At 59.9% G+C, this 25,753-nt stretch carries 25 protein-coding genes; 8 read left to right on the top strand and 17 right to left on the bottom strand.

Annotated features, from left to right (window positions below; genetic code table 11):
- Positions 1-3 precede the first annotated feature (3 nt).
- The 6 genes from Q0859_RS18575 to Q0859_RS18550 all read right to left on the bottom strand — a co-directional run bounded on the left by Q0859_RS18575 (position 4) and on the right by Q0859_RS18550 (position 4,259).
- On the bottom strand, positions 4-1,680 hold the full coding sequence (locus Q0859_RS18575; RefSeq protein ID WP_299154029.1) for a hypothetical protein: 1,677 nt from the start codon (positions 1,678-1,680) through the stop codon (positions 4-6).
- The gene (locus Q0859_RS18570) at positions 1,677-2,084 is read right to left on the bottom strand and encodes a biopolymer transporter ExbD (protein ID WP_299154027.1); all 408 of its coding nucleotides are present in this window, start codon (positions 2,082-2,084) and stop codon (positions 1,677-1,679) included. Before Q0859_RS18570 ends, Q0859_RS18575 begins: the two co-directional genes overlap by 4 nt.
- A gap of 1 nt (position 2,085) precedes the next feature.
- The gene (locus tag Q0859_RS18565; protein ID WP_299154025.1) at positions 2,086-2,547 is read right to left on the bottom strand and encodes a biopolymer transporter ExbD; all 462 of its coding nucleotides are present in this window, start codon (positions 2,545-2,547) and stop codon (positions 2,086-2,088) included.
- A gap of 15 nt (positions 2,548-2,562) precedes the next feature.
- Entirely contained in the window at positions 2,563-3,189 is a 627-nt protein-coding gene (locus tag Q0859_RS18560) for a MotA/TolQ/ExbB proton channel family protein (protein ID WP_299154023.1), read from the bottom strand.
- Between the two features lie 24 nt (positions 3,190-3,213).
- On the bottom strand, positions 3,214-3,624 hold the full coding sequence (locus tag Q0859_RS18555) for a hypothetical protein (RefSeq protein WP_299154021.1): 411 nt from the start codon (positions 3,622-3,624) through the stop codon (positions 3,214-3,216).
- Between the two features lie 134 nt (positions 3,625-3,758).
- On the bottom strand, positions 3,759-4,259 hold the full coding sequence (locus Q0859_RS18550; RefSeq protein ID WP_299154018.1) for a hypothetical protein: 501 nt from the start codon (positions 4,257-4,259) through the stop codon (positions 3,759-3,761).
- Between the two features lie 317 nt (positions 4,260-4,576).
- On the opposite strand from Q0859_RS18550, the gene Q0859_RS18545 reads away from it, so the two are divergent.
- Together Q0859_RS18545 and Q0859_RS18540 are read left to right on the top strand one after the other, a co-directional pair.
- Positions 4,577-5,326, top strand: a complete 750-nt coding sequence (locus Q0859_RS18545; protein ID WP_299154016.1) for a hypothetical protein — start codon at positions 4,577-4,579, stop codon at positions 5,324-5,326.
- A 183-nt stretch (positions 5,327-5,509) separates the two neighbouring features.
- Positions 5,510-7,096 (top strand): hypothetical protein, encoded by a 1,587-nt coding sequence (locus tag Q0859_RS18540; protein ID WP_299154013.1) that lies wholly within the window; start codon positions 5,510-5,512, stop codon positions 7,094-7,096.
- Between the two features lies 1 nt (position 7,097).
- On the opposite strand, the gene Q0859_RS18535 is transcribed toward Q0859_RS18540, so the two are convergent.
- On the bottom strand, positions 7,098-7,541 hold the full coding sequence (locus Q0859_RS18535; RefSeq protein ID WP_299154010.1) for a hypothetical protein: 444 nt from the start codon (positions 7,539-7,541) through the stop codon (positions 7,098-7,100).
- 32 nt (positions 7,542-7,573) lie between these two features.
- A complete protein-coding gene (locus tag Q0859_RS18530) occupies positions 7,574-11,434 on the bottom strand; it encodes a hypothetical protein (protein WP_299154008.1) in 3,861 nt (1,286 codons plus the stop codon).
- A gap of 152 nt (positions 11,435-11,586) precedes the next feature.
- Between Q0859_RS18530 and Q0859_RS18525 the strand changes: the two genes are divergently transcribed.
- The 5 genes from Q0859_RS18525 (at position 11,587) to Q0859_RS18505 (ending at position 14,257) form a co-directional block, all read left to right on the top strand.
- Positions 11,587-11,997: an MbcA/ParS/Xre antitoxin family protein gene (locus Q0859_RS18525; RefSeq protein WP_299154005.1), complete on the top strand. Its 411-nt coding sequence runs from the start codon at positions 11,587-11,589 to the stop codon at positions 11,995-11,997.
- Entirely contained in the window at positions 11,991-12,686 is a 696-nt protein-coding gene (locus tag Q0859_RS18520; protein WP_299154003.1) for an RES family NAD+ phosphorylase, read from the top strand. Before Q0859_RS18525 ends, Q0859_RS18520 begins: the two co-directional genes overlap by 7 nt.
- 118 nt (positions 12,687-12,804) lie before the next feature.
- A complete protein-coding gene (locus Q0859_RS18515; RefSeq protein ID WP_299154001.1) occupies positions 12,805-13,032 on the top strand; it encodes a hypothetical protein in 228 nt (75 codons plus the stop codon).
- 44 nt (positions 13,033-13,076) lie between these two features.
- Complete coding sequence (locus tag Q0859_RS18510; protein WP_299153999.1) at positions 13,077-13,568, top strand: acyltransferase; 492 nt, start codon at positions 13,077-13,079, stop codon at positions 13,566-13,568.
- On the top strand, positions 13,568-14,257 hold the full coding sequence (locus tag Q0859_RS18505; RefSeq protein ID WP_299153996.1) for an SGNH/GDSL hydrolase family protein: 690 nt from the start codon (positions 13,568-13,570) through the stop codon (positions 14,255-14,257). Before Q0859_RS18510 ends, Q0859_RS18505 begins: the two co-directional genes overlap by 1 nt.
- 8 nt (positions 14,258-14,265) lie before the next feature.
- Here the strand turns inward: Q0859_RS18505 and Q0859_RS18500 are convergent, their stop codons facing one another.
- On the bottom strand, positions 14,266-14,934 hold the full coding sequence (locus Q0859_RS18500; RefSeq protein WP_299153993.1) for a sugar transferase: 669 nt from the start codon (positions 14,932-14,934) through the stop codon (positions 14,266-14,268).
- Positions 14,935-15,312: 378 nt separating this feature from the next.
- Positions 15,313-16,494 (bottom strand): polysaccharide pyruvyl transferase family protein, encoded by a 1,182-nt coding sequence (locus Q0859_RS18495; protein ID WP_299153992.1) that lies wholly within the window; start codon positions 16,492-16,494, stop codon positions 15,313-15,315.
- A gap of 190 nt (positions 16,495-16,684) precedes the next feature.
- Here Q0859_RS18495 and Q0859_RS18490 point away from each other — a divergent pair, with 190 nt between their 5' ends.
- Positions 16,685-17,434: a CatB-related O-acetyltransferase gene (locus Q0859_RS18490; RefSeq protein ID WP_299153990.1), complete on the top strand. Its 750-nt coding sequence runs from the start codon at positions 16,685-16,687 to the stop codon at positions 17,432-17,434.
- Between the two features lie 5 nt (positions 17,435-17,439).
- Here the strand turns inward: Q0859_RS18490 and Q0859_RS18485 are convergent, their stop codons facing one another.
- The 7 genes from Q0859_RS18485 to Q0859_RS18455 all read right to left on the bottom strand — a co-directional run bounded on the left by Q0859_RS18485 (position 17,440) and on the right by Q0859_RS18455 (position 25,730).
- Complete coding sequence (locus Q0859_RS18485) at positions 17,440-18,858, bottom strand: oligosaccharide flippase family protein (RefSeq protein WP_299153988.1); 1,419 nt, start codon at positions 18,856-18,858, stop codon at positions 17,440-17,442.
- A gap of 126 nt (positions 18,859-18,984) precedes the next feature.
- Entirely contained in the window at positions 18,985-19,827 is an 843-nt protein-coding gene (locus tag Q0859_RS18480) for a glycosyltransferase family 2 protein (protein WP_299153986.1), read from the bottom strand.
- A 32-nt stretch (positions 19,828-19,859) separates the two neighbouring features.
- Positions 19,860-20,360 carry an acyltransferase gene (locus Q0859_RS18475; RefSeq protein WP_299153983.1) on the bottom strand — a complete coding sequence of 167 codons (501 nt, stop codon included), beginning with the start codon at positions 20,358-20,360 and terminating at the stop codon, positions 19,860-19,862.
- A gap of 139 nt (positions 20,361-20,499) precedes the next feature.
- Positions 20,500-21,531, bottom strand: coding sequence for a glycosyltransferase family 2 protein (locus tag Q0859_RS18470; RefSeq protein ID WP_299153980.1), 1,032 nt, complete (start codon positions 21,529-21,531; stop codon positions 20,500-20,502).
- 23 nt (positions 21,532-21,554) lie between these two features.
- Positions 21,555-22,454: a sulfotransferase gene (locus Q0859_RS18465; protein WP_299153978.1), complete on the bottom strand. Its 900-nt coding sequence runs from the start codon at positions 22,452-22,454 to the stop codon at positions 21,555-21,557.
- On the bottom strand, positions 22,451-23,836 hold the full coding sequence (locus tag Q0859_RS18460; protein WP_299153976.1) for a hypothetical protein: 1,386 nt from the start codon (positions 23,834-23,836) through the stop codon (positions 22,451-22,453). The genes Q0859_RS18465 and Q0859_RS18460 overlap by 4 nt, the downstream gene beginning before the upstream one ends.
- Positions 23,826-25,730, bottom strand: coding sequence for a hypothetical protein (locus Q0859_RS18455; RefSeq protein WP_299153973.1), 1,905 nt, complete (start codon positions 25,728-25,730; stop codon positions 23,826-23,828). Before Q0859_RS18455 ends, Q0859_RS18460 begins: the two co-directional genes overlap by 11 nt.
- Positions 25,731-25,753 lie beyond the last annotated feature (23 nt).

Below are 25,753 nucleotides of genomic sequence, written 5' to 3'. Positions count from 1 at the left end.
GGCTTAGCGGACGTCGAAGGTTGCGATCCCGAACACCATGGCCCGCAAAACGTCGCCGGGGATGGGGGCAAACACGTCCTGTGCCACGTTGCCGATCCGGTCGGTCACGGCGAGAGGTGCGCCTTGGGTGCCCAGAGCCAGAAGGATCTGCCGGGTGGCCCGGTTGGGGCCGGAGCGCGCCACGGGGGCCTCGAACACCGGAGTGTTCCCCTCAAGCCGCACGAAAGGCGTCATGTCCTGCACCACCCCGTTGTCATCAACCAGCAGCAGCGTCACAAACAGCCCCTCGGCACCGATCACACGGCCTGACAGACTGTCCCCGCTGACAAGGCTGGTGCTGTCGAGCGCGAGGCCGATGCGGCTGGCGGGATAGCTGTCGGACTGGCGCAGTACGTCGAGGGTGGCGCATTGGCGCAGGTCGATCTCTTCGCGGGTCTGGATGGGTTCGAAATCCAGATCATCAACGACCCGTCCCGCCAGTTCATCCAGCACATCCAGATCGGCCCCGATAAAGGACACACCGGCCCCCGGATCGCCGCCCGCGCGGCGGGGCAGGGCGAGTGTGCATTGCGGTTGCGGCGTGGCGCGGATGCGGCGCAGCAACTGGCCAATTGCGATGTCTGATGCAGTGGGGTTGGGCAGGGGCCGCGTGGCGGGTGCAGAGGGGGCCACAGGGGCCTCGGCGGTGCCATCGCCTGCACCCTCACCATCGGGTTCGGTGATTTCAGGCTCTGTATCGGCGGTTTCGCCCTCATCGGGGACGACCACCTCGGGTTCTGTCACCTCCGGTTCCACAGGATCGGGCAAGGCGACAGGTGCGGGGGCGTCCTCGTCAGGTGTCACGACGGGCGGGGCGGGTTCAGGTGCCGGTTCCGGCGCAAGAAGCGCCAGCTCATCCGGCGCGGGCGTCGGTTCAGGTGCAAGAACGAGTGCGTCACCTTCTTCGGGACCGACATCGGGCAGGGGGCCTGCGCCACCTTCGGCCAATGGATTCAGCACCGTGTCGTCAATGGGGCTGAGACCATCAATGGCCAGCGGCGAGGGGTCTTCGGGGGCCACGACCAGCGGCTCGGGTGTCGGTGTCGGCTCTGGTTCTGGGATCGCAGGCGTATCGTCGGGGACTGCAATCCCGGTCTCTTCGGGTTGCAGATCTGCGATCTCAGGCTCTGTGGGCTCAGGTTCCACCACTTCGGGTTCGACGGCTTCCGGCTCGGTCACTTCCGGCTCCAGTACCTCGGGCGCGATGACCTCGGGTTCAGGCAGGTCCGGTTCGGTCAATTCAGGTTCGGTCGCTGCCACATCGTCGGGCAGGGCAAGTGCGTCACTTGGGGCCAATGCTTCGTCCTGAAGCGGGCCAAGCGTGTCCTCATCCAGAGGGGCCAGAACATCATCGTCCGGGGCCAGGGTGGCGAGGTCTTCGGGGTCAAGCGCGATGGCATCCGGTGGGATCACGGTGCTTTCGTCGATCACCTCGGCCTCGTCCACGATATCGGCGTCCAGAATTTCGAGACTGACGGCAAATTCGGGCGCGTCAGGTTCGTTGATTTCGGGTTCGGGAAGAAAGGCCACAGCCCCCGAAAACAGGAAAAAGCCCACGACACCCGCATGGGTGAGCGCGGAGGCGGTGAGCGATCCGTACCACGTCAGGCCTTTGGAGGCGGCATGGGGCAGAAAGCTCATTCCGGCGCGTCCTCGGTATTGAGGTGGAGCGTGACAAGCTGCACTTCGACGGCAATCAACTCTTCGGCGTCAAGCAGGCCCAGAAGGGCGGACGCGCCCAGATCACGGTCGGCCAGAACGTAGACGGTGGGGCTGTCGATGAGGGCGTCGGACAATGCGCCTTTTTCGATCGGTTCCCCATTCAGCAGCATCGCCATGTCCCCGGTCACGATCAACAGCGGGTCAGGTAGCAGATCAAGGGGCAGGCGGGTGGTTTCCGGCAAGGCCACCTCGACCGTGCGCGAGCTCATCAGTGAGCCGGTGGTGATAAAGAAAAAGATCAGCAAAAGCACGATGTTGATGATCGCCAGAGAGCTGTCAAAGACGGCGCCCTTGCGGCGTTGGGGCAGCCGTGTGCGCGCCATCTCAGGCCCCCTCGCGGGTGATTTGCACACCTGCCACGTTGGCCCCCTCAAGCGCTTCGAGCGCTTGGGCGACGTCCTGCACGCGGGCGGTTTCGCCCACAATCAGCACCACCGAACCTGCCGCAGTCTGTGATCCGATGGCATCTGCCAGATCACCCAGTTGCGTGATGTCGTAATCCTGCCCGGCGGTGCGCACGGTGCCGTTGTTGATGGTCCAAAGGGTGATGTCCGTATCCGCCCCGGGGGCAGGCGGCGGCTGGCTTTCGTCCGTTCCGGCGGTTTGGGCCTGTTCGGCGTCGGGCGCTGGCCCGGAGGCGGTCTTGAGCGTGATCAGTGAATAGGGCGTCAGGCTGGTCGATAGCATGAAAAAGATCAGCAACTGAAACATGGCATCTGCCAGAGGTGTCAGCACAAACCGGTAGCGCCTTGGGCGTTCCGGCAGCGGTGTCTTTGTGGAGGCCATCCGACGCGGACCCTGCTAGTTGGCCGCGTTCGGATCGACCCGTCCGTGGATGGCCGCTGACATCAGTGCCTCGATCATGTTGCGTTCACGGTCGATCCGCCCTTCGAGCCAGGTGGCGAGGAAAAAGGCGAACAGCGCGATCACGAGGCCAGCAGCCGTGGTTGTCAGCGCAACATAGATACCGCCCGCGAGCGTGGTCGGGTCCACCGCCCCTTCTGTCACCGCCAGCACCGAGAAGGCGTCGATCATGCCGACCACTGTGCCAAGCAGCCCGAGCATGGGCGCGGCCTGCACCACCATATCAAGTGCGCGCATCCGTTCGCTCATCGTGGCCAGTTCAACGATGGCGGTCTGGCGGCTGAGTTCCTCGGCATAGGAGACGTCGGTGGGCCGCGCCTGAATGCCCGAAAACACCGCTTGCAGGATCCGTGACAGGACGGAACGCCGTTGCCCGGCGGCGGTGATCGCCTCGTCCGCGCGTCCGTTCAGCCAATCGTCGAGGATCTTTTCCGCCTCATTGCGCCGCCCCACGCCCATGCGGGCGAACTGCCCGACTTTGTAAAGCCCGATCCCGAGCGCCACGAGGGACAAAAAGCCGAGCAGGCCGTAAACGGTGAACGTCGCGAGGTCAAAGATGGTCATGTCTGTTCCTGATAAAGGCGTGGATCACAGGCCGAAGGCGATATCGGTGCGCGAGGTCACCGTCAATTGGGTCAGGCACACATCGCTGCTGTCCGCGTCCCCCCCTGCGATCGCGCAAGAGGCCACATCGTTGACGATGATTTCGGACAAGTCTGTGCAGGGCGAGGGCAGGTTGTACTGCACCACCCGCCGTTTCCCCGCGCTGAGCGATCCGAGCGGCAGGGCCAGCAGGTTGCGGAATACTCCGTCTGCGCCGAAGACGGCGAGGCGCCAGGTGACTTCCTCGAAATCCTGATCCAGCCCGTTTTTGCCAAAGAATATCACCTGGCAGCCTCCATCGGATGAGGCGGTGGCCCGGTTCAGTTCGAGGGAGATGTTCGGGGTGGCGTCCTGTGCGTGCGCCACGGCACCCGAAAAGAAGAGTGTTGCCGCCATGGCAGTTAAAAAACGCATCATCAAAGCCCCCGGAATGCCTGCAATCAAATAGATGCGTGCATTAGCGGTCTTGGGCTCTGGCCTGTCAACTCTCAAAAGCGGATGAGCATGCCGCCATTACGGGCAGATTGGGTCTAGCGGTAGACGCCCACGATGTATTCAGGGGCGTTGCGGGGGGCCGCACTTTCGTCTGAAATAAACGACCGCGTGGCATAGCCCGTTGGCGCAAAGGCTTTCGCCTTGGCCCTGCGGTTTGTCGTATGCGGGATGACCCGTGCCACGACCTGTTGGCGGATTGCGGGCTTGGCGGTTGTATCTGCTGCTGCAAGCATCGCCACCGCGTCAGAGCGGCCCCGGGGCCGTACGTTCGAGACGTCCTGGGTGCGCAGCTTGGGTGAGATCACGTCGCTGTCGGCTGTGGGTTCCTGAAATTCTGGCGTAAATGTCGTCGCTGTGAAGGAGGCGGGCACATGGTCCGGGATCACAAAGCCGGAGCCTGCGTTGCCCCGGACATCTGGGGATATGAGCGTCGCTGTGCGCAATGGCGTACTGTAATCGTGCAAAGCCGACAGGCCAAATCCTGCACCGGCAGAAAAAGCAACAAGGGACAACGAGAGAATAAAGGTGCGTTTCATGCCATACGATATAGCATGTCGTGCTTAGGAATTCATCGTCACGATTAAGATATTTGCGGCTTTCCGCTGATTTTTTGCAACAGTTTCGGGGGTCTGGGGGCTACAGACCGGAACTTACAACCGGGGGTAGTCATAAAATTGACGCATTTATGTGAAACGCCACCCCTGATCCGGGTACTGCCCCTTGGCCGAAGATGATTTGCTTGCATGGCATTTGTGAGCCTGCATAAGGTGTTACACAGATGAAAACAGGCGTTTGGAGGCCTCTTTCAATGACCCGGTTCTGCCGAAATGTGGTGATTGCCCTAATGACTGGCGTGTTTTCGCCTGTTTTCGGGTTCGCGCAGGGCCTCGATATCCAACCTATTGGCATTGAACTGGCCTCTGAGGGTGATGAGTTGGTTCTTGCGGCCCTACCGAGCGCCACAACGGGCCCGGTTTTCAGCGGTTTGATCGAATCAGCGGGGGTCGTTCAGGCGGCCGTGCGCACGCCGGGCACATTGCCCAAACCGTCCATCATTCTGGGTGTCATCGGTGCCGGACAGGAAGAAGAGTTCGGGATTGAACGCCTGCTGCCCGCCACCGTGGAGGAGGTTGCGTTTTCTGTCGATGACCTTGCCGCCCGCGAAGCGATGCGTGCCGAGAACCCTGACTTGTTTCGCCGCCTGATCGAAGAGGGGCATCTGGACCCCGAGGCGGATCAGCTGAACCGCGCCCTGCAAATCGAATTGGCCCGGATGAATTGTTATCGTTCGGGCATCGATGGGGCGTGGGGACCGGGTTCTCGCCGTTCGGTGGGCGAGTATTTCCAGCAATTGGCCTCGGTCACGTGGGATGATCCACAGCCCTCAAACAGTTTGTTCCGTGCGATCATCATCAATGGTGATGTGGCCTGTCCGACACCTGTGGCGGCCGCGCGTCCGGCACCAACACCACGCGCAACCACGACGCAACGCACCACAACCACCCGGCGCGCCCCGGTACCGGCCCCGCGCGCCGCAGCGCCCGCCCCGGCGGCCAAGCCGAAACCCAAACTGTCGATCGGTGGGTCGGGTGTTTTCCGCTAGACACGTGTGCTGCCGCTGAAACCCGCAGGATAAATCAAAATCGAACCGCCTTTGGATTTGTCAGGCGGATGGAATGCTGTAGGCTGACTGCCGAGAGATATTGCGGTTTATCCCCGTGCGGGGACAATTGATTACATCCGAGCCTTGGCAAACGGGGCCGATCACAACAAGGGAATGATGGATATGGGTGACGCGTCACTTCGGGGGACTGAACTGAAAAAGATGGTGAAGCTGTCAAAGAAGCGCGCCATGTCCTTTGCCTACTGCCCTGCCGGATCCCCGCAGGATGATGTGTTCTATATCGACCGCAAGAAAAAGCCCGAGGTGATTGGCCGTGAGGCACGCGCCGAGAGCGAAGGCACCAAGCTTGGCTTTGGCACGGTGGAAAGCTCGGGGCGGGTCATGTCGCTGACTTGCACCCGCGAACTGCCGCAGATGGCCAAGAAGCTCAAGAAATACCTCAAGCTTGAAAAATGCCCGATGAACGTGATCGTTCTGGATGCGGACGGCAATGTTCTGGAAGAGGATGTAGAGGATCTGCCCGCCGATCCTGAAATGGACGCGGATGACGAGGATGTTGTCGAAGATGCCGCGCCTGTGGAGTCCGGTGATGATGATGCAGAACGCGCCAACGCGCTGAAAACCCGCGCTATGGCATTGCAGGATGCGATCAAGGGCGCGCCAAGTGCGGCGCAGGCACCGCTCGCCAAAGGGTACAAATCGGCTGTCGTTGCGTTGAAGGGCGGGGATTTGGACACCGCCGACGCCACAATAGGTAAGCTGGAACAGGCCATTGCCAAACTTGGCGACGGTGCAGAGACGGCGGCACCGCCGCCGCCCCCTCCGCCGTCTGCCGATCCGATGGCGATGAAATTGCAGACCGCTGCGGCCAATCTTGGCAAGCGGATCGAGGGATTGCAGGACGGCGACGGCAAGACCCGTCTGGGAACCGCGCATGCCGCATTGCTGAGCCAGATCGAGGGTGGCGATTTTGCCAAGGCGGCGGCAACGGCCAAGGCTTTGGGTGAAGCGATCACCAAAGTCTCTGCCGCGCAGACCAAAGAGGCCCCGGCCTCGTCCGAAGAGGCTGCCAGCCCGGAGCCGGCACCCGAACTGGCCGCTGATCCCAATGCAAGCGAAGACGGTCAGGCCTGGAATGCGGCCCGTGCCCGTCTGGAACCTGCTGTGATGAGCCTGCTTGAGCGCAACATGGGTGACGTCAGCAAGATGCGCGCGGCTTGGGCGTTCTTTACCGAAAAGGGTGACGCGGGTGCGTTTGCGGACGGGATGAAGGTTGTGCCCGGTCTTGAGAAGTTGATCGCCGAGGGCGAAGCGGCGGAACAGACCGATGCCGAAAAAGATATTCCGGCAGATGTGGTGCCCTTCGTGCGCGCCCGCCTTGGCTGGTCCAAGGCCCGCACCCAGTTGCAGTCCGAGATGATGAAGCTGCAGAATGCCATTCTGGCCGTGTGTCAGGGCGAGGAATTTGCAGGCATGGCCAACGACACCAAGGCGTTGTTTTCATATCTGGAGTCGCTGGATGATCGGCTTGAGGCCGCGCTGGAGGCGCTGGTGGTCGAGCCGGATGGAGCTCGTCGCGAGACCCTCAAGGGCGATGCCCGCAAGGTTCTGGCCGAGTATCAGTCCGAGTTGCAAACCCCGTTCTTTCAGGATGTGGACGCCAATAACGGCTTTGCCAATGTAAGTGTCACCGGCACGGCCACAACGGCCTTGGCCGAAGTGGATGCGGTGCTGGCAAAGGCTGCGTGACCTAGTTGCCCATCGGTACGGGCTGGTAGTCGGGGATGGTCGTGTCAAACGGCATCGTCACCCGGTAGGCCAGCCCCAGATACTTGTCATCTGCAAAGAACACCAGGGTTCTGTCGCTGACCTGCGGCGGGGTCAGGTGCGACAGGTCCGGTTTGCCGAAGTCCCGCAGCCGGCTTTGCCCTTGCTGCCATTCGGCGTTTTCCTCGGCGTCATAGCGTTCGAAATATGCGGTGCTGAACGCTTGCGGGTCAAGGATCACCCCAAAGCTGAACCCCTCGGCGAGGTGGTTCACCGCCTTGGCCGCGGTTTCGGCGTTATCGGGCTGCTGCAACGCCGGTACGTCCCCAAAGAGGGCCGCGATATCGGTATATTCCTGTGCGGTATCGACCCGCACCATGGGCGCGCCGGTCGTGTCAATCATCAGGTCGATCGGGGGAAGGTCCACGTTTGGCTACCTTTCGAGTTCAGGTGTTGGCATCAGTCTTCGACCCGCCAGTTTGCTTTCAGCCAGTCATCGCCCAGAGGCCACAGCCCCCCGGTCATTACCGACTTTTGCCACAGTTTGGGTTCGCCCGTCAGGGGGTCAGGCGCGATGACAAACAGGTTATGGTCCCCTTCACTGCCCCAGTTGGGGTCCGCAACCACAAATTCGGGCACCCCCAGTTCCTGAGTGAGCGTTTGTGTGGCAAGTTTGGTGAAGCGTTCGTCCTGGGCGGTTTTCTCGGCCAGCTTCTTGGCGTTGAGGTCTGTGGCCGAAGGTGCGGTGGTTTGCACGCTGGCCCAGGCCTGTGCTGCGGCGTCCGCGCGCGCGGTTTTGACCGCATCCAGTTGGGTGCTGATATGGCTTTCCAGTTCAGCGGGGGTCATGTCCGTCGTGGGTCGGTTGCCAAAGGCCGCCCGCACCAGATTGCGTTCCGCATCGGTGCTGACCTGGTTCAGCGTCGCCTCCATCTGTTTGTCATAGAGGTAGACGGCCCTGTCCTTGGGCAGCTTGGTGGTGGCGATCTTGCGCCCCGGTTCGACCAGCATGGACTGGACGTTGGCATTTACATCCCCCGTCAGCAGCGCCTTGTAGGCACCATCGGGCGGCAATGCGTTGAACGAGTGCATCCCGCTGGTGGCCACCATCGTCATGCCCTGATCACTGAGCCCGCCAAGGCTCTTGAGCACTTTGATCGCCCGGTCGCCCGGCGTGTCCGAGCTGTCTTTGCTGACCAGATCGGTGCTGCGTTTGGTGCCGCCGTGCCCGAACAGCGCATCGCCCGCCTCGTCACCGAACCCGCCAAAGCTCATGTCCCAGGGTTTGCTGGGCCCGGCCAGCCGGTCGACGCTTGCGATAAAGGCCGGATCGTCAATGTAGTCGAGCACCTTGTCGCGGTCTGTGTCCGGCAACCCTGCGGCGGTGACGGCCTCGGTTGATTTGCGTTTGATGAAGGCGAGGAATTCCGCCTGGGAGAGGATCGGCTTTTGGGTGTCCGCCTCGACCATCCGCATGAAGCCCTTGCTCGAAGAGCCGTCATTGGAGGTGCCGGACGCATTGGCCAGCGGGTCATAGGTGAATGAAAACCCGCTTGCGACCGCGAGCAGAAGTTGGGGTTGCAGCTTGGTCCAGTCCGCGCTGTCCAGCACGCTGCCCACGTTCATCAGCGACGGCGCAGTCGGGTCGCGGGTGCCAAAGACGGCGGCGTTGATTTGGGTCCGTTCCCGGCTGGAGGCAAGGCGGGCGCTGGCGGCGGCCACCGAATATTCCAGACTGCGCGTCAACGGATCGTCACCCGGCGGGATATTGATCACTGCGGGAAGGGGACGGCCCTGTTTGGGCTTGAAGGTGCCGGTGGTGGCGATGTCGCGGTACATCTCCATCACGGCAAGCGGGTCGTCGTCCCGCATTTTTCGCAGCGGTGCGGTGGCAAAGCAGGACCCCACATCGGCTTGTGCCACGGGGGTGACCATCGACTTCAGGATGCTTTGTTGGATCTTTTCCTTGATTTCGTCCGCCTTGGCCGGATCGTCGAAATCGGTCAGCGGGATGCCCATCGACTTGTGCATCAAATCCCGCGCGGCGGGGGAAGCGGGGACGGCGGTCACGGAATTCAGGATCGCTTCGGCCTCGGCCCGCCGGGTCGCCCCATCCGTGGGATCGCCAAAGAATGCGGCGAGCTTGTCCATCTCGGCATTCATCATCGCGGAGGGTTGGAACTGGCCATCAGCAGAGAACTTTTGCCGGTCAAGCACGTCCTTGAACGCGTCACCGTCCAGCGCGAGTTTCACCACAGTGTCGCCGTCGGTGTTGACGGTCTTTTCCATCATCGCACCCGCCGCCTCGGTGGCGCGCAGGCCTGCGGTCTTTTTGGGCGTCACGGATCCGGCGGCGCGCAATATGGTGTTCTGTTCAAACGGGATGCCGCGCGCAATCGCGTCCTGGGCCTGATCGGCAAAGTCCGGGCCGAAATAGGCCACCCGGTTCAGCAGTTTTTCGGCGTAGTCATTGGCAGCCCCGGTGTTCATGCTTTTGACGGGCGGGGTGACCCCGCCTGGTCCATCTGGGGGCTGCCATTCGAACCCGGTTTCGCATTGGCCCGCCAGATACACGGCTGTTTCGGCCAGCTTTTTCGGATCTTTGGCGGTGGCGGCGAGGCGGCAGGTTTGCGTGGCAAGGGCGGGGTTGGTGTCAAACAGATCCACGACATCCGCCACCATATCATCCGGGATCGGACGACCCGCAACCGGAGACAGAGGGCCAAAGGTGATGGCATCCAGCATGGTGCGCTGCGTCGTGGCGGCGGCCAAAACCGTCTTGGCCTGATCAAGCTCGGCTTTCTTGGTCGTCAAGGCGGCGTATTTGGCCTGATGGTCCGTCAGGGCGGTGGCCTTCTGCGTTGTCAGTTGTTGAACGTCGGTGCGCAGGTCGTTGTAGTCGTCCATCAGATTGGTCGGGATCGGGCCCTGCATCGCGTTGAGTTGCGCCACAAGTTGGCGGAGTTCCTGAATGCGGGCCTGTTCCAGACCGTCCAATCGGTTGTATTCGACGCTCGCGGCGGTGTTGGCTGCGTTGGCGGTCTCGTATTCGCCCTGCAATGTCTCCACTTCGCCCTTTTTGGTGCGCACGAAGTCCGGCGTGGCGGGCTGTCCGCCCAACAGGGCGGCGTTGCGTTCAAGGCTGGCGACGACTTTGTCAGCGGCCACTTTATTGGTGTCCATCAGGCGCAGGATGCCGTCCTGATGTGCCTCTTTGGCCCCTTTGCTGGCCAGATCAGCCTTTGCCATGCGCACGCCCACCGTGCGTTGAAGCGTATCGAGATCAACGGCCCGCTTGGCGGCCTCGTCTATGCGGGTGGTCAGGGCATTGAGGTCGTCCGCATCGCGCGATGCAAGCTGCGTGTTGATAAAGGCGAGGTCGTCTTTGATTTGGGTCTGGAGCGTGGTCATCTGCGCGAATTCAGCCTCGCCGCTGAACCGCGAAAGGTCAGCATCGCGCCCGGTTTCCAGACTGGTGCGGATCTGTTCGAATTGTCGGGTCACCGCATTCGTCAGGGCCAGCAGCGCGGCAGCGACCAGTTGTGTCGCCTCATCAGCGGTATGGAAATCGTCCAGTTTGGTGGTCAGAGCGCGCATCGCTGTGGCATCATCCATGGGAACAGAGGCGATTTCGCGCTGCAACACCTGGGCGGTCTGAACGGCTGCGGTCAAGGCCGCCGCCTGGGGCGTTGTGGCATAAGGGGTGGTGTCAAGGCCGGCGGCTGCGTTCAGCATCGCGGTGGCCAGTGTTTTGGCCTGCGCGAGTGCGGAGGCTGCTGCCGGTACATCCGCCATCGCCTCAGTCGCGGCGCGTACCGCGCGGTCATAATCTGGCTTGGCGGCATTTGCTGCCGTCATCGCCGCTTGCGTCGGCAGGGGGTCGGCCAGATGTTGCAGGATGACGCGGCGGGCGGTTTCGATCTTGTCCTTGTCGGACTGGGCAAACCCGTCTTCGCCAACGGCTGCGACGGCGCTGCGCGCTGTATCTGCGGCATCTGTCAGTTCGCGCCGCAACTGTTCCATCTGTGGAATTGCGCGGGCGATGATGGCCGCAGCCTGATCGAATTTCCCGTTGTTGTGCGCTGTATCGGCGGTGTCTGCCAGTGCCATGATGGGCGCGCGCTGCGGGTAGTCGTCGGGCACCTGTGCGGCGCTGGCGTCAAACATGGTCTTGAGGTCGAGGTAGTTCCCGTACGCCCCGATGATGGCCTTGTTCGTCGCTGATTTCTCGCGTTTGCGGAACAGATCTTTGACGCTTTTCTTGAGGTAGCGCGTGATGAATGTTTGCTGTGCGTCACTCAATTCGGCCCAGGTTTTCATCGATCCGGTCTCTTTTCAAATGGATTGGAAGAATAGCGTAAAAGTACGAAAGCCACGCTGTATTGCAATGGGCATTTGCGTGGGCCGTAAAATTTGCGGTTTGCAAATTGCCAAATGGCATCTATATTGCAAATAGATGCCAAAAAGAGATAGTGATGTCGTTGCAACCTCTCGAAACCAAAGCGCAGGCTTTTACCGCTGATCCGATTACGGATGCAGAAGCGGGGGCTATGCTGCGTGCTGTCGTCAATCTGTTTGCGAAATGGCAGATTACGGATGAAGAGGCGGCGACTTTGCTCGATTTGCCGGTGCGCACATATCGGCGGTGGAAAGCGGGGCAGCCGGGGCGGCTGGATCGTGACACTAAGGCCCGCCTGTCCAACATCATCGGCATTCACAAGGCGCTGCGCCTGATCTTTGTTGATACGGCCCGCGTCTATGCCTGGGTCAAGGCCCCCAATGCGGCCTTTGGCCAACCTGCGCTGCATGTGATGCTGGGCGGCGAGTTGACCGATCTGATGCGTGTGCGCCGTTATCTTGATGCGGAGCGTGGGGCTTGGTGACGTTCCCTGCGACCCATGTGGTGTGGGATGCAGGCGTGCGGATTGTCCGCAGCAGCTTTCCCCCCATTGATCTGTTCGAAGATATTGCAGACCCCGAAGACTGGCCGCTGCTGATTTCAGCCGAGCAAAAGACGAACCCCCGGGTGATGGACACGATTGGCAATCTCGACCTTGTGCCCCCGGCGCGCCGCGTCAGTGGTCCGGGGGCGAGTTACCTGATGGCCCCGTTCACCCACACCAGCCCGGATCGCCCCAGTCGGTTTTCGGACGGGCGGTTGGGTGTGCTGTATGTTGCCAGCGACTTTGACACAGCGGTGCACGAGACGATTTTTCACCACGCGCGGTTCATGGCGCAAACCGCGCAGGCCCCCGGCTGGACGTCGCAGTTTCGCGAGCTGGTCTTGGGTGTGGATGCGCGGTTGGTTGATCTGCGCGGCGCTGCCCCGGCCGACCTGCTTGACCCGGATGATTACAGCGCGGCACAAGGCTTTGCCGCGCAGGTGCGTCAGGATAAAGGTGATGGGGTCGTGTACCCAAGTGTGCGCGGCGAGGGCACGTGCGCGGGTCTGTTTTATCCCGATCTTGCAAGTCATCCCGTGCAAGGGCGGCATCTGGATTACCATTGGAACGGGGCTCGCGTCGATCTGGTCCGCGATGCCAGCCGGGGCGAGGTGTTTCGTGTCGTTTGACGAGTGCCGCCCCTGATCAAGGCGCATATGGCCACTTTCCCCCGACGATGATTGGCTGGATATTGGTAAATACCATTCTTCGCCTGATCCTGATGATCTGATTTTCACGATGCACGACGTGGCGCACGTGCTGTCCTTCACCGCGTATATTGATTTTGACGCCATGCTGATTGGGCTGCATGGCGTGCCGCCCGGCTTGCACCGGGTTGCTGACGATCTTGGTGCGCTCAACGGCTCAATTCCTGCCAGCCTCGGCCAATTACTGCCGAAAAGGTCCAGATCCGGCGTTCTTGTGACCAACGTGCAGGGTGGGCGCACTTCTGTCATGGATAGGCGTTTGCATTGACGGTATCTCGATGCGGGTCGAGGTGATGACCAGAAGGACAGCCGGTGAGTGATTTGCAAAAGAAGCGGCCGACCGGGCTTAATCGGCTGAATGCGGTGCGCAAGGCGCTTGTGCGGCTCAGATGGCACTATCTGACCCGGATCTGGGGGCACGATATTCATCCCACGGCGCAGTTTTCACTCTCTGCCAAGTTCGACCGGACCTTTCCCAAAGGGGTGCATATCGGCGCGCATTCCTACATCGCGTTTGAGGCGCGCATTCTGACCCATGACCGCACCCGAGGCCTGTATGTGCATACACGGATTGGGCAAAACTGCTTTTTGGGGGGGCGCTGCATGATCCTGCCGGGCATCGAGATTGGAGACAATTGTGTGATTGGGGCGGGGTCTGTGGTTACCAAATCCGTACCGGCCCGTAGCCTGGTTGCAGGTAATCCGGCGCGGGTCTTGCGCGAAAACATCGACGTTGTGGCCTATGGCCGGTTCGTGGATGCGGACGAGACCGAAAGCAGGCTTGCCATGGCAGAAGATGGATGATGCCCCGGTTCAGATCTCGTGTCTGGGGCGTGGCGGCTGGTGCCTGTGCGGTGGTCGCAACGCTGGTCGTATTCCTGCGCCCGCAACCGTCCCAGATCAATGATGTGGCCATCGTACCCCTGCCGTCCGGGCCGGTGCATATCGTCGCGTTCGGCACCAGCCTGACGGCGCGCAGCCCGTGGCCTGATAATTTGCAAACAGTGTTAAGCACGTGCCGCGATGCCCCCGTTCAGGTGACGCGTATCGCAGCACCCGGTGCAGGGTCGGCCTGGGGGCAGTCGCTTGTGTCTGATGTGATTGCTGCGCAGCCGGACGTGGTTCTGCTGGAATTTGCCATCAATGACGCTGATATCCTTGATGGCGTCCCGCTGAGCCGGGCGCGAACCCAACATGACACGATCCTGAGCGGTCTTGGTGCTGCCTTGCCCGAGGCGCGTATTGCGCTGATGACAATGAACCCCGCCTTTGGGCTGCGCGGCGTTGTGCGACCTTTTCTGAACGCCCATTACCAGCAATATCAGGCGCTGGCCGTGGATCACCAGATTGGCCTGGTGGACCTGTATTCCAGATGGCGCATGGCACCACGTGAGATTGGCAGACCTGCTGATGGGCTGCATCCGAGCCCTGATCAAGAAGCGCATATCATCATCCCGACCCTCGCCGCTGCATTGGGGTGTGACGCGGGATAGGGGCGTTGTCAGACGCCTGTGCCACGCAGAACAACGCGGACGGTCTGCATCATTATGCCCAGATCGGTCCCCAGGGACTGCGTCGACATGTATTCGGAATCATAGCGGGCGCGTGTCGCAAATTTGGTTTCGTGGCGGTCCGAAATCTGCCAATTTCCGGTGATTCCGGGGAACAACAGATAGTAGTCTGTGCCGGGGTAAAGCGTGCGTTGGCAGCACATCATCGGACGCGGTCCTACCACGCTCATGTGTCCCATAAGCACGTTCAAAAGCTGTGGCAGCTCATCCAGCGAACTCCGGCGCAAAAACCGCCCGATGGGAATGATGCGGGGATCGTTCTTGAGCTTTTGCGTGGCGTCCCATTCCGCACGGGCGGCGGGATCGGCGCTGAGGTGTTGTTCAAGGCGTTCGTCAGCATTGGGGACCATCGTGCGGATTTTCAGCAGCTTAAAGACACGACCCCGCCGCCCGATACGGTCCTGGAGGTAAAATGGCTTGCCACCATCCAGCGCAACGAGGCCCGCAACGATCGCGATGATTGGCAAGAATATGGGAAGGCTGGCCAGTACAACTGCAATATCCAGTGTCCGCTTGCCATATCGGCGGTAGAATGTGTTGGCGCGGCGGCCTGAGGCAAACTGTGAACGTGTCGAAGGTATCATATTGTCAAAAAACATAGAATTCTTCCTTGGCAGTCTGACCATATCCAGCGTCGGCGAATGTGAGGCGCAGGACACACATCACAGAGAGGTGCAGGTGGTCTGACGCATCGTCTTGTCGTCTTAATCGGTACGTTCAGTTTGTGACAAAACCGTGCTGCACGTGCAAAAAGATTTCATGCAAGCGTCGCGCGAAAGCGATTTCTGGCCGAACCTTGCTGAAATTACGAAAAACTGCGCAATAAACACGCGGACCGTGTCTGAGAGCTTGCATTTGCGTGGAAAAATCCGCTCCGGAGGGTTCGATTCGGGTCCGTAGGTGCATGTATGAGTGTCTGTCCTGGCGGTTGGCTGGCGTAGACGGCGGTGCGCCCGGAACACGCTGCATGTGGCGTCCTACCGAGGATTGCGCAGCGCCGTTGTCAGGCAATCCCGATAGGTTTCAAGCCGTTGGTCCACATCTTTCAGAGCGATGCCCACCGCCTGCTTTAGCGTGGCCCGGTTGTGGTATCCATCAACGATCATCTTGTGCGCCTGCATGGCGTCCATCTGTCGGCAATCTGCGACATGATAGTATCCAAGGGTGCCAAACAGGCCGATAAACTTGCGACTATACGCCATTGGAATGACCGGCACCCCACTGGAAAACGCAGCGATGCAGGCGTGCATGCGTGCCCCAAAGAAGAAATCCATCGCCGCGATCTGGCTTTTGGCCATGCCGGGGTCATGCGCAGGCGGCTCGGCAATCACCCCTTCGAATTCGCGGGCGAGTTGCAGGGCGGCTGCGTGGTCATCTTCCTTTGCCATGGAATTGTCGGGCCGGATCACGTGACTGATCAGATGCACGGTGCATTCGTCCAGGCCATTGAAATATGATACGAGATCCCGGATCAGCGCGGCGTAATCCAACTTGAGGCCAAATTCGTTCTTGCCGGTATAGCCCCCCGAAAACAGCAGGCCCGATACGTTGATCCCGACATGTACCTTGCCATCCTTGATCGGGGTAGGCTGGTCGTAGGGCAACAGGAAGGCGACGTCAGTTGCTTCCTTCAGGTTGAGGTTTTTGCCGGATATTTCTGCTGCATAGGCGGTCGACAATTGATCGCGTGCAAACACGAAGGCGGACTTGCGCATGACCCCCACAGCCGCCTTTTGGACCCAGGTGCGTTGAAACGGCCCGATGGTCTGGGGCGCAAAGCCAAGCGGCGTGCCGGCCGCAAGGGTGATCCGTTGCGCTGCTATCTGATAGAGGAATCGCTTGGTTCCATAAAGGTCGGTGAAACTGTCACCGCCGCAGATATCCACCATCAGGCTGCACCGCCGTGCCATCGCCCACATTCCGCCTGGGGAGGTCAGAAATTTTCGGCTGAGTTGGTGATAGGTCACGTTGTCCCCGGTGATGTAGGGATCATTTGGCTCACGCCATGCCGCAATCTCGAAATGTACGCTGTGCCCAAGCGCGCTGGCCGCCTCTTTGATGATCCGCATGTCTGCGATGGTGAGCGCCCCGATGCCCAGATTTGAGGATGTTGTCGTGTGGCCCAACAGCCCGATTGTGATCTCTCGACCTGCGTTCATGTTGCGTACTTCCGCTCTTTTTGCGTCTTATCACCTTGGGTCTGCGCGTTCTTCATACCGAAAGATCGTAGCGGGGAAACCGATCATCGCCGCACTTGGCGGTCTTTGGCCTGCCAGTGCAGGCTTTGGCCAAATCATTGGGCATTCTGATCAGGGGCCGCTACAGACCGGATCGAATATGGAGAGACGTATGGTCGACACCGCCGACCCGCTGAGTGCTGTAAAACTGAACGCGGAGGCCTTGATGAAGGCGGCTGGTCGCCGCGGTCGCAGTCCGCTGGCGCATGTGGTGCTGCGGCTGGCGCGGGTTCGCTGGCTCCGGTCACGGGTGCTTAAATTTGTCCTGCGGCTGGAGGGGGGAGAGATGTTCTCACTCTCTTATCGGGACCATCTGGCCCGGACCATGGACGTTGAGGTAGGACTATATTCCTATGGTGGCTTGCTGAAGCCGGGGGCATTGCCGCCGGGGTCGCGCGTTGGCGCATATTGTTCATTTGGGACGGGGATCACGGTGCGGCGCCGCAACCACCCGATTGAGCGCGCCACCCAACATCCGTTCTTTTACAATGCCGCGTTGGGGGCCTTGTACCGCGATACAATTGAAACGGATCGCGAAAATCCGATCAGCATCGGCCATGACGTCTGGATTGGCGACGGTGCCACGATCCTGTCGGGATGTCGATCTGTCGGAAACGGGGCTGTCATCGCTGCCGGAGCGGTTGTGACAAAGGATGTGCAACCCTTCGAAGTGGTTGGCGGGGTTCCGGCCAAAATGCTCAGATTGCGGTTTTCTGGCCCGATCCAAACCCATATCGAAGCGGCGGCATGGTGGCGACATTCCCCCGATATCCTGATGCGCAGGCCTGATCTGTTTCTGTCCGAGATGACGGTGGAGGCCGCACAGGCCCTTGAAACATGGTCAAATGAGGTGCGCGTCTAGCCGCGTCACTGCACCGCGTCATCCCGTACGGCGACCTTTTTCATCGCCATTCCCCAAAGCTCCCCGATCAAAAAGAAGCCGGTGCCAAAGATCACCAGCAAGACCATGCGTTCCGTTTCGAAGATAGACCCGAATGAGGGGTCCACACTGCGTGCGGTCAGGACGATCATGCCTCCGATGACAGATGTGAAGGCCAGCAGGGGTATCCAGGTCCGCCATGCCAGCCCGATCCGTTTATTGACCAAGGACAGCGACATGATGAGCGATGCGATTTCACCTAATATGGCCACGATCACGAGATGTGTCGCGCTGCCACCCATCAGAACGATGATCAACCCCACCGGGATTGCGCTGATGCGGACGAGATTGGCATAGAGTGGGTCCGAGGTATGTGCGGTTGCTATGGATATGGTCACCGGCCCGGCCTTGGCGATCCGCAGGCCCTGCATCAGCCCCAACAACACCAAGAGCGGCAGGGCCTGATCAAATGCCGCGCCAAACAGGGCGCGAAACAGAAACGGGCCGATGGTCGCAAGGATCACCGCAAAGCCAACGCCTGCCGCAATGCCCGCCTGAACAGCCGCAATCGCACCCAATTCAAGGCCGCGCTGTTGCTGAAACCGGCGCGACAGGGTGGGCAGGAACACGGTCTGGATCGTCTTGCCAACGATCAGGGTCGGTGTCAGTGCAATTGTGAATGCGGCGCTGAACCAACCCAACTCGATCGGCCCGAACTGGTTTGCGATGATCAACCGATCCCCATTCAGGATCATAAACATCAACAGCCCGTTGGTCATCAACGGCAGACCAAAAGCCATGACCCGCCGCGCGGTCGCTATATCCAGACCGAGCCCATATCGGCGTTGGGCCAGGTAATGCGACAACAGCACAAACAGGCCGTGTTGCAGCATGATCGACGCGACCATGGCGCGGTAGTCGGGAAAGATCATGGCCAGTGGAAAGATCGCAAGCATTGCCCCGCCTTGCGAGATCAGTGGGACCAGAACGAAGGACTTGAAGTCCTTTTTGCGCTGCACCCGAAACATGTCGAGATGCCGGAAGCCCCGCAGCATGGGGACCAGTGCCAACACCTGAAAGGCGTTCACCGCTTGGGGGGCCTGAAAGAATTTGGCCAATGGGGCTGCGCACAGGAACAACAAGAAGGCGAGCACGGCGCCGCGGATGATTTCGAACCCGTGCATGGTGTCTTGAAGTTTTGCGTCGTCCCCATCCTTGGCCTGGATGAGCATCCGGTCTGACGCCATGTTTGTCGCCAGCTCCATTGCTGCCACGACAATCGCAAAGGTCATCGCGATCCCGTAATTTTCAACCGTAAGCAGTCGGGCCAGGAACACGTTGCGGGCCAACAAGAACAATGATGACACCATATTGCCACCAAAGATGAAGGCGCTGTTACGGATCATATGCCGCGTCCGCCTTTATCGGCGGGACCTGCCCGCGACTGCGTGGTTCAGACATATATGCGGGCACGCAGGATGGCAGGCGTTTGTGTCTGTGCATGTTCAATCCTCCTCCGTTGCTGCGCAAAATCAGTGTTGAAAGACCTGCCGCATCATCCAGACCGTGCGCGCTGTGCGCAGCCGAAACAGCATGCCCAACCCGCGCAGCCGCTCGCTGGTCGATCCCAATTTGGGTGAGGTCAGAATTTTTGGCGCATGGGCCAGTGACGACATCAGCACCAGCACCGCACGGAGTGCCCAGACCGAGCGGCGGAAAGACTGTTGTGCCGTCAGTGCGTAGCTCTCCTCTGTCAGCCGCAGCCATTTCTTGCGCAGTGCAGTCCAGTCGTTCCGGGTGGGGTGAGCGACGCACAGGCGCGGTTCATATGTCAGGCGATACCCTCTGGCGACGGCGCGGTTGCACCAGTCGCGATCTTCGGACAGGCCGGGTATCAATGGCCCAACGTCATCCCATATTCTACGCCACGTCAGCAGATTGGCCGTTACTGAAAAATTCATCTCGGCGATATATCGCTCTTGATTGAAGGCGAAGACGGTTTCAAACACCTGCGCTCCGTTGCGCGGGGGCGCTGTTTCGTCAAACACATCCACCGCCCCACCCACGATATCCTGCCCCTCGATCAGATCGTAGGCGGTCTTGATCCAGTCGGTGGATGGCACACAGTCGCAATCAAGGAAAAAGATCCGGGGTGCGGTTGTATGCACCACCCCCGCGTTGCGGGCGGCGGCGGCCCCTTTTTGCGGCTCGGTCAGGAAGGTGATGTCGGGATGCGCCGCGCGCGTCTTGCCCAGATCCTGGGTCGAGCCGTTGTCGACCACCACGATTTCGGTGGGGGCGGGCAGGGGGGCTTCGGTCAGTGCCGCAAGGCAGCGATCAAGGCGCACCACATCATCGTAATGCGGAATGATCACGGCTGCTGCTGGTATTGTGGGCGACGGGTCGGTCATTGCGGCTGGTGTGGTCCGGGGTGATCCGTGTCGCCGATACGGCGGGTCGAAACGACTTTGGCCGGTGCGCCTGCGATGATGGACATGGCCGGATATGTGCCGGACAGGACAGCACCGGCAGCCACGATACACCCATCCCCGATCGTCGTTCCGGGCAGAACGACAACGCGGGTCGCCAGCCAGACATCCCGGCCGATGATCACATCTGCTTCGTTCATATTCTGTTTCGTCACGCAGGGACCATCATTGTAGCGATAGCTTGCGGCGGTGATCATCACCTCTGGTCCGAACAGCGCATCCGCCCCGATCACGATTTTGGCGACGGTCGGCCCCGCCCAGATCATGCAGCGGCCCCCAAGATGCGCATTGTCACCAATCTCGATCCGTTCGGGTTCGGCAAACCAGACGTTCGGGCTGATGCTGATACTGCGCCCCTGTTTGACCTTTCTCAGCGGTGTCACGTGAGAGTAGTTGTAGAAGTTCAGTATCTTCAACATGTGCAGATACGCGCGCGGATCGAACACGGTCAGCAAAAGACGCCAGAACCGCCGTCGAATTGACAAAGTATTTTTTCTAGCCAAATCAGCACCTAAACGGCAATTAAACCCCCAAGTCGGGCGCGCCGTACTCCCTTTTTTAGTAACCTCTAAGCCACGTTTTCCGTTCTCGCCAAACCATCCGCCACGTGTCCAGCAGTTGGGAGGACCCGTCGCGGCCAATCCCGACCATGACCCAACTGATCGCAAATCGGCTTGCGACCCAGGCCCGCACCAACGAGACCCCGATGGGCACTTTCCACGCGGGCCAGTATTGACGGATCAGAGTGACGCGGGCACAGGCGACCAGTTGGATCTTGTCAGCCCGCACGCCGGTCGATGCCCCAACGAGGTGCATGATCCGCGCATCGGGCGTGATCATTGGCCGATAGCCCATCTTGCGCGCACGATGGCACAGGTCGGCCTCTTCGCCGTACATGAAATACTTGGTGTCGAACCCGTCCAATTTATCCCAAAGCGTCTTGGAGATCAGAAAGAAGCAGCCAATGACGATGTCCACATGGCGCACCGTGTCGCGTTCCCATCCGCCGATTTGTTCGGAGTTGCAAAATTCACTGGCCGGAAACATTTTGTCCAACCCCAGAACCCGGCACGCCATGCTGCGCATCGTGATCTCGTTGCAGCAGGAAAACGGGTTCAAATCCCCATTGGGGAAATAGGTGCGCCCGCCGTAGACGCCCCCACCGGGGTTGGCCATGGCGAAGGCCAAAAGGTTCGCAATCGCATCTTCGTAGGTTTCTGTATCGGGGTTGAGCAGCAGCAGATAAGGGGCGTTGGCCTCAGCGGCGACGATGTTGTTCGCCATTGCAAAGCCTGCGTTTTCAGACGACGCGATCAGTTGCACCTGTGGAAATGTCTGCGCAATGGCGTCGGGCGAGCCGTCCCTTGAGGCATTGTCATACACGATCACCTCTGCAAGCACGTCGCCGCCGCATGTCAGCAAAGTCTCGATGCACTTAAGGGTCAGGTCCTTGGTGTTGTAGCTGACGATGATGATGGTGATGTCAGGCTTGGGGGCGCCGGGCACATTACCGTTCCAAACGCGAAGCGTGTGCTCACCGCTGTCACGGTCCGCCAACTTTGGTGCGGCGTTGTGCTGTCGATTTGCCATCACGTCTGCTCCTTCGTTCTGCGTTAAATCGACCAGCTGTCGAATGGCATATCCGTCATCTCTCTGAATGCAGCGGTGTCGGCACCGAGGTCGCGGCGCACGCGGGCAAGGTGGCTCTCTTCGAAAATGTGTTCCCGGCTTGGAAAGGGCAAAGCGATCAGCTTTTTCATCCGGTCCCGTGTGCGCAGGGTCATTTTATCGCGCATCCATTTGCCCATGCGGGTGTCGCGCGCGGATCGTAAAACCGGCAGCGGCACGCGCCCCAATTCGGCGCTGCGATTGAGGCTGGGCAGCGCTGCGGGGCCAAGCCGTTTGAGGCCCAGAAAATCCTGAATTCTATCCAGCTCGCTGACAGGTTTTGAATAGAGCGCCTCAAATTCCACGACGAGGATTTGATCCATTGCGAAGTGTTCCAGATAGGCCCGCAACTGGCGGGCATAGCTGCTCACGCTCAGAATATGATGATAGGGCCGATCCAGCCCGAGGCGCACACCAATATCCGGTAAGTCCCCCGGTGTTGCGCACATGTTGGCAGGGTCGGGCAGGTCGAAACCGCGTGCCAGCATGTGTTTGTACTGGGATACAAACCGCTCAACCGGGTCGCGCACAACATAGATGATTTTGACATCTGGCAGCAGGTCGTGAATCCGTTTTGGGACACCGGGAAACACATCGACCTTGCTGTAGTTCGGGCTGGCCTCGCCGAGAAATTCGGCTTCGCCCTGAAACCGGGATTTGTACCAATCAAGCCCGTTCCCATACTTGGACTCGATAAAGAAATCGGGCTCTTTCTCGGTCGTTACGGCGACCTGGGGATGAAGTTCAAAGTAGTTGTGCAATGACGTTGTGCCCGCACGCATCGCACCGATGATGATGAAATCGGGCAAGCGTTCCGTGGTCATTTGCAGGTTTTGGTTGTTCATCGCGGGATGTCTCGTTCTGACGCTGCGTGTTGGGTGCGCTCAACAGCCGAGATCTTCTCGGGCATCCGACGGTAAACGCGCCGCGGCTGATTGGTGGGGTATAGGTTGTAGGAAGGGGTGGCCGCTTGCAGCATCCACGACCCACTTCCCAGCAAAAACATCAGGAACACATAGGCTTCGCGCCAGACATGCACGCCCCAGAGCGCCACAAAGATACCACACATGCTGATCAGCCAGCCCGTTTTGTAGGTTCGAATCCGTGCGGTGGGCATGCGCAGCGGCACCAGCGTCAACGGCAACCAGATGAACCCCAAAAACACCAGCGCACCTGCGGGTATCCCATGTGTCATCGTCATCAACAGCCAGAACATATCGACGCTGTCGGACATGCCCGGCAGGTTCGTCCATTCGTTCAGGCCGATCCCGTACAAGGGGCTGCTTTGTATGTTCTGGATGCCGTAGCCTAGAATACGGGTCCGGTTGAACGCGGTTTGGGGGTTGTAGGCAAAGTCCTGAATGACGAATTGCAGGATTGTCCCGGTCAGGTATTCAAACAGGGCCACCGCAATGACGAACCACAGAAAGACCTGCCATCGTTCGGCCAGCCGTTTGAACAGACCGTCATAGGCCAGCAGCATAACCTGAGCAGACATCATGGCCAACGCCCCAGAGGACAGGGATAAGAACCCGGTGAGAAAGACCATGGCAGTCACGCTGAGGCGAAACAGGAGGGACCGGCCATGTCCGATCACCGCATAGGTCAGGCTGACCATGGCACCGATGATGATGCCGAAGTGGATTGGGTGATCCAAGGTGGCCTGCACCCGTTCAAGCCCCATGCGACGCAGGGGCGGAACCTCGGGTTGGGAAGGGATGATCGTGTTTGAAATCTGAAGCAGCAGGTTGTGCCCGGTGATCGTCTCGAACAGGCTGAATGGGATCAGAACCAATATGACCCCGAACATGAAGCGGACCATGCGTTCGAACGTATCTGCATCCCGGATCAGGCAACGGCCCAACAGGTACGCGCCCATCGTTTCGATCGTTGCGATCCCGATATATTCAATCGACGCGATGAACCCGTGATTTTCGGTCATGCTGAGTACGATCCAGACGCAATATAGCGCAAACAGGATATCGGAGAGGATGATCTTGCCCGCGCTGCCAACCAGCAACAGCCGCATCAGAAACGGGAGCAGAAACAATAGGATGGCCCGGCTTGCTGACAAGACGACCGGCCCGATGCTCAGCTGGAAGGGCACAAAGATCGCGATCAGATAGATCGCCAGAAACACCGGCAGCGCGTGCTTCGTCAGCTTGGTCGGCGTCCTGCGGTGCAGGGTGGTGCCGGACCGTCTTGCCTTCAGCGTTTCAACTGACACCCGGTCGTCCCTTGGCCTGGGTATGGCGTTCAATCGACGTCACATTCCCTGTTTGTGCCAATTGGGTGGACACCGCGTCATGTATGCTACGGGACCGCGTTCTTGGCTTGCGGCGCAGCCAGCCTGATCCGCTATCGGCCTTGCCATAAAGGTCGCTGAAGAACTGTGGCGGCGCATTGTTCACGAACGCCCCCAGCAAATTGTCGCAATCCCTGTCCAAAAGCTCGACCGCGGACTCGAGCCGCTTTTGGCGGGTTCCAAAGCCTGCAACCAGTATGACACCGTCCGTGAGGGTTGCCAAAACCTCGGCATCGGCGCTGTACAAGACGGGGGCGGAATCGATGATGACCACGTCAAAGACGGTTGGCAGTTCGTGCATGAGGTTGTGCATGGGCTGCGAGGCCAGCAGTTCAGCCGAATAATCGACGGTCTCGCTGGCGGGCAAAATCCAAAGTGATACGCCCGTATCTTCTTTGCTTTCGACAAGAACATCGTCAATTTCGCATTGCCCGCGCAACAACGACACCAGACCGCGTGGCCCGCCTTCGTGTTCCACGCCGGGCCGCATATCGGCTTCGATTAGAATGGTCTTCAGACCACTGCGGCTGGCAGACAGTGCAAGGGCATAGGCAATGGTTGATGTGCCTTCGCCATCAGAGGCAGAAGTCAGCAAAAGAGAGACGGATTGATCCTGCCGTTTGGGTCGGGTCACGGTCATAAGCCGCCGTATCGCCTGATTGAACAGGGCCACATCGGGGGCAGGCGGTTTGGCGATCTTGCCGAGCCTCCTGCTGATCCATTCAGGCATCCATCCCCGCGCATCAAGGCTGGGCGCGGCGGCGAGGATCTGGAGGTTCATATTCTCGATCTGCTTGGGAAAGCGGATACGATTGCTGGCGAGTTCAACGCCCGCGATCACGGCCATGCCAGACAACATCAACCCGATGAAGGTGAGGACCGCATAGTCAAATGCGCTTGCGCCTGCGGGTTCAGATGGGACCACCGCCGGTGTAAGCACCTGGACGGGTGAGGATTGGATATCCTGAAGCTGTTGCACCTCGTTCAGCCGATTGAGCAGGGATTGAAACAGCTCCACTTCGGCTTCGCGGGTGAGTTGGTGCAACGCGAGGCTGCCCGATATCTCTTCCGGGGTTTCAGCCTCCAACCGTTTGCGGATTTGCGCGACCCGTTGAGACAGAAGTTTCACAACCGAGCGGCTGGCAAATGTGATGCGTTCATTGTGCTCGTCGACGTAAGCCTGCGGCACGGCGTTTGCGATGGCGGCGGCGAACATGGGGTTGGGTGATGACACCTCGACCGAAATAACCGAGGTCAGTTCGTTGGTCTGGACCGTGATGATCGCCCCGAGCATCTTGGCCAACTCAAGCAGGTAACCGGTATTGTCCGCATCATCCGTTGCCTCAGGCGTGCCTGTTTGCACGGCGCTTTCATCCGGATCGTCGGGGGACGAAAAGGGAAGGATTGACGCCAACCGCCCCTTGATCGTGCTGCGCAACAGACGCTTGCCTGAATTCAGCACTGCGGGTTGCTGTTCCAGTGCAAGCTCGTTGATGACCCGCTGATAGATCGGGAGAGAACCCATGATTTCGGCTTCTTTCACGATGGGCGCGACTTCGTTGACGTAAGATACCGTGTTGGGGTCCGACAGCGATGCCCAGGCTGAATCAGAGGCAAGCAGGCTGCTTTCACGCTCATCAAACCAAAGCACGGTCGTTGCCGTGAACAGTGGGGGTAGGGGCGCGAGTATTTGATACACGATTGCCGACATGACAGTGGCGACCCCGAACAAGGGCAGGAACCAGCGGCGGATCGTGCGCAGCACTTGAAAGAAGCTGATGGTGAGCCCCGTATCGATAATGCCGACGTCTTTCACTTGCGTTCTCCTTTGAGACCCGG

The organism is uncultured Tateyamaria sp., from assembly GCF_947497045.1.
Classification (GTDB): domain Bacteria; phylum Pseudomonadota; class Alphaproteobacteria; order Rhodobacterales; family Rhodobacteraceae; genus Tateyamaria.
This window is presented reverse-complemented; position numbering and strand designations above follow the sequence as displayed.

Excerpts from the sequence above, each read along its gene's own strand:
- Q0859_RS18575 (WP_299154029.1), bottom strand. The coding sequence starts at position 1,680 with ATGAGCTTTCTGCCCCATGCCGCCTCCAAAGGCCTGACGTGGTACGGA.
- Q0859_RS18570 (WP_299154027.1), bottom strand. The coding sequence starts at position 2,084 with ATGGCGCGCACACGGCTGCCCCAACGCCGCAAGGGCGCCGTCTTTGAC.
- Q0859_RS18565 (WP_299154025.1), bottom strand. The coding sequence starts at position 2,547 with ATGGCCTCCACAAAGACACCGCTGCCGGAACGCCCAAGGCGCTACCGG.
- Q0859_RS18560 (WP_299154023.1), bottom strand. The coding sequence starts at position 3,189 with ATGACCATCTTTGACCTCGCGACGTTCACCGTTTACGGCCTGCTCGGC.
- Q0859_RS18555 (WP_299154021.1), bottom strand. The coding sequence starts at position 3,624 with ATGGCGGCAACACTCTTCTTTTCGGGTGCCGTGGCGCACGCACAGGAC.
- Q0859_RS18550 (WP_299154018.1), bottom strand. The coding sequence starts at position 4,259 with ATGAAACGCACCTTTATTCTCTCGTTGTCCCTTGTTGCTTTTTCTGCC.
- Q0859_RS18540 (WP_299154013.1), top strand. The coding sequence starts at position 5,510 with ATGGGTGACGCGTCACTTCGGGGGACTGAACTGAAAAAGATGGTGAAG.
- Q0859_RS18530 (WP_299154008.1), bottom strand. The coding sequence starts at position 11,434 with ATGAAAACCTGGGCCGAATTGAGTGACGCACAGCAAACATTCATCACG.
- Q0859_RS18505 (WP_299153996.1), top strand. The coding sequence starts at position 13,568 with ATGCCCCGGTTCAGATCTCGTGTCTGGGGCGTGGCGGCTGGTGCCTGT.
- Q0859_RS18500 (WP_299153993.1), bottom strand. The coding sequence starts at position 14,934 with ATGTTTTTTGACAATATGATACCTTCGACACGTTCACAGTTTGCCTCA.
- Q0859_RS18495 (WP_299153992.1), bottom strand. The coding sequence starts at position 16,494 with ATGAACGCAGGTCGAGAGATCACAATCGGGCTGTTGGGCCACACGACA.
- Q0859_RS18490 (WP_299153990.1), top strand. The coding sequence starts at position 16,685 with ATGGTCGACACCGCCGACCCGCTGAGTGCTGTAAAACTGAACGCGGAG.
- Q0859_RS18485 (WP_299153988.1), bottom strand. The coding sequence starts at position 18,858 with ATGATCCGTAACAGCGCCTTCATCTTTGGTGGCAATATGGTGTCATCA.
- Q0859_RS18475 (WP_299153983.1), bottom strand. The coding sequence starts at position 20,360 with ATGTTGAAGATACTGAACTTCTACAACTACTCTCACGTGACACCGCTG.
- Q0859_RS18470 (WP_299153980.1), bottom strand. The coding sequence starts at position 21,531 with ATGGCAAATCGACAGCACAACGCCGCACCAAAGTTGGCGGACCGTGAC.
- Q0859_RS18465 (WP_299153978.1), bottom strand. The coding sequence starts at position 22,454 with ATGAACAACCAAAACCTGCAAATGACCACGGAACGCTTGCCCGATTTC.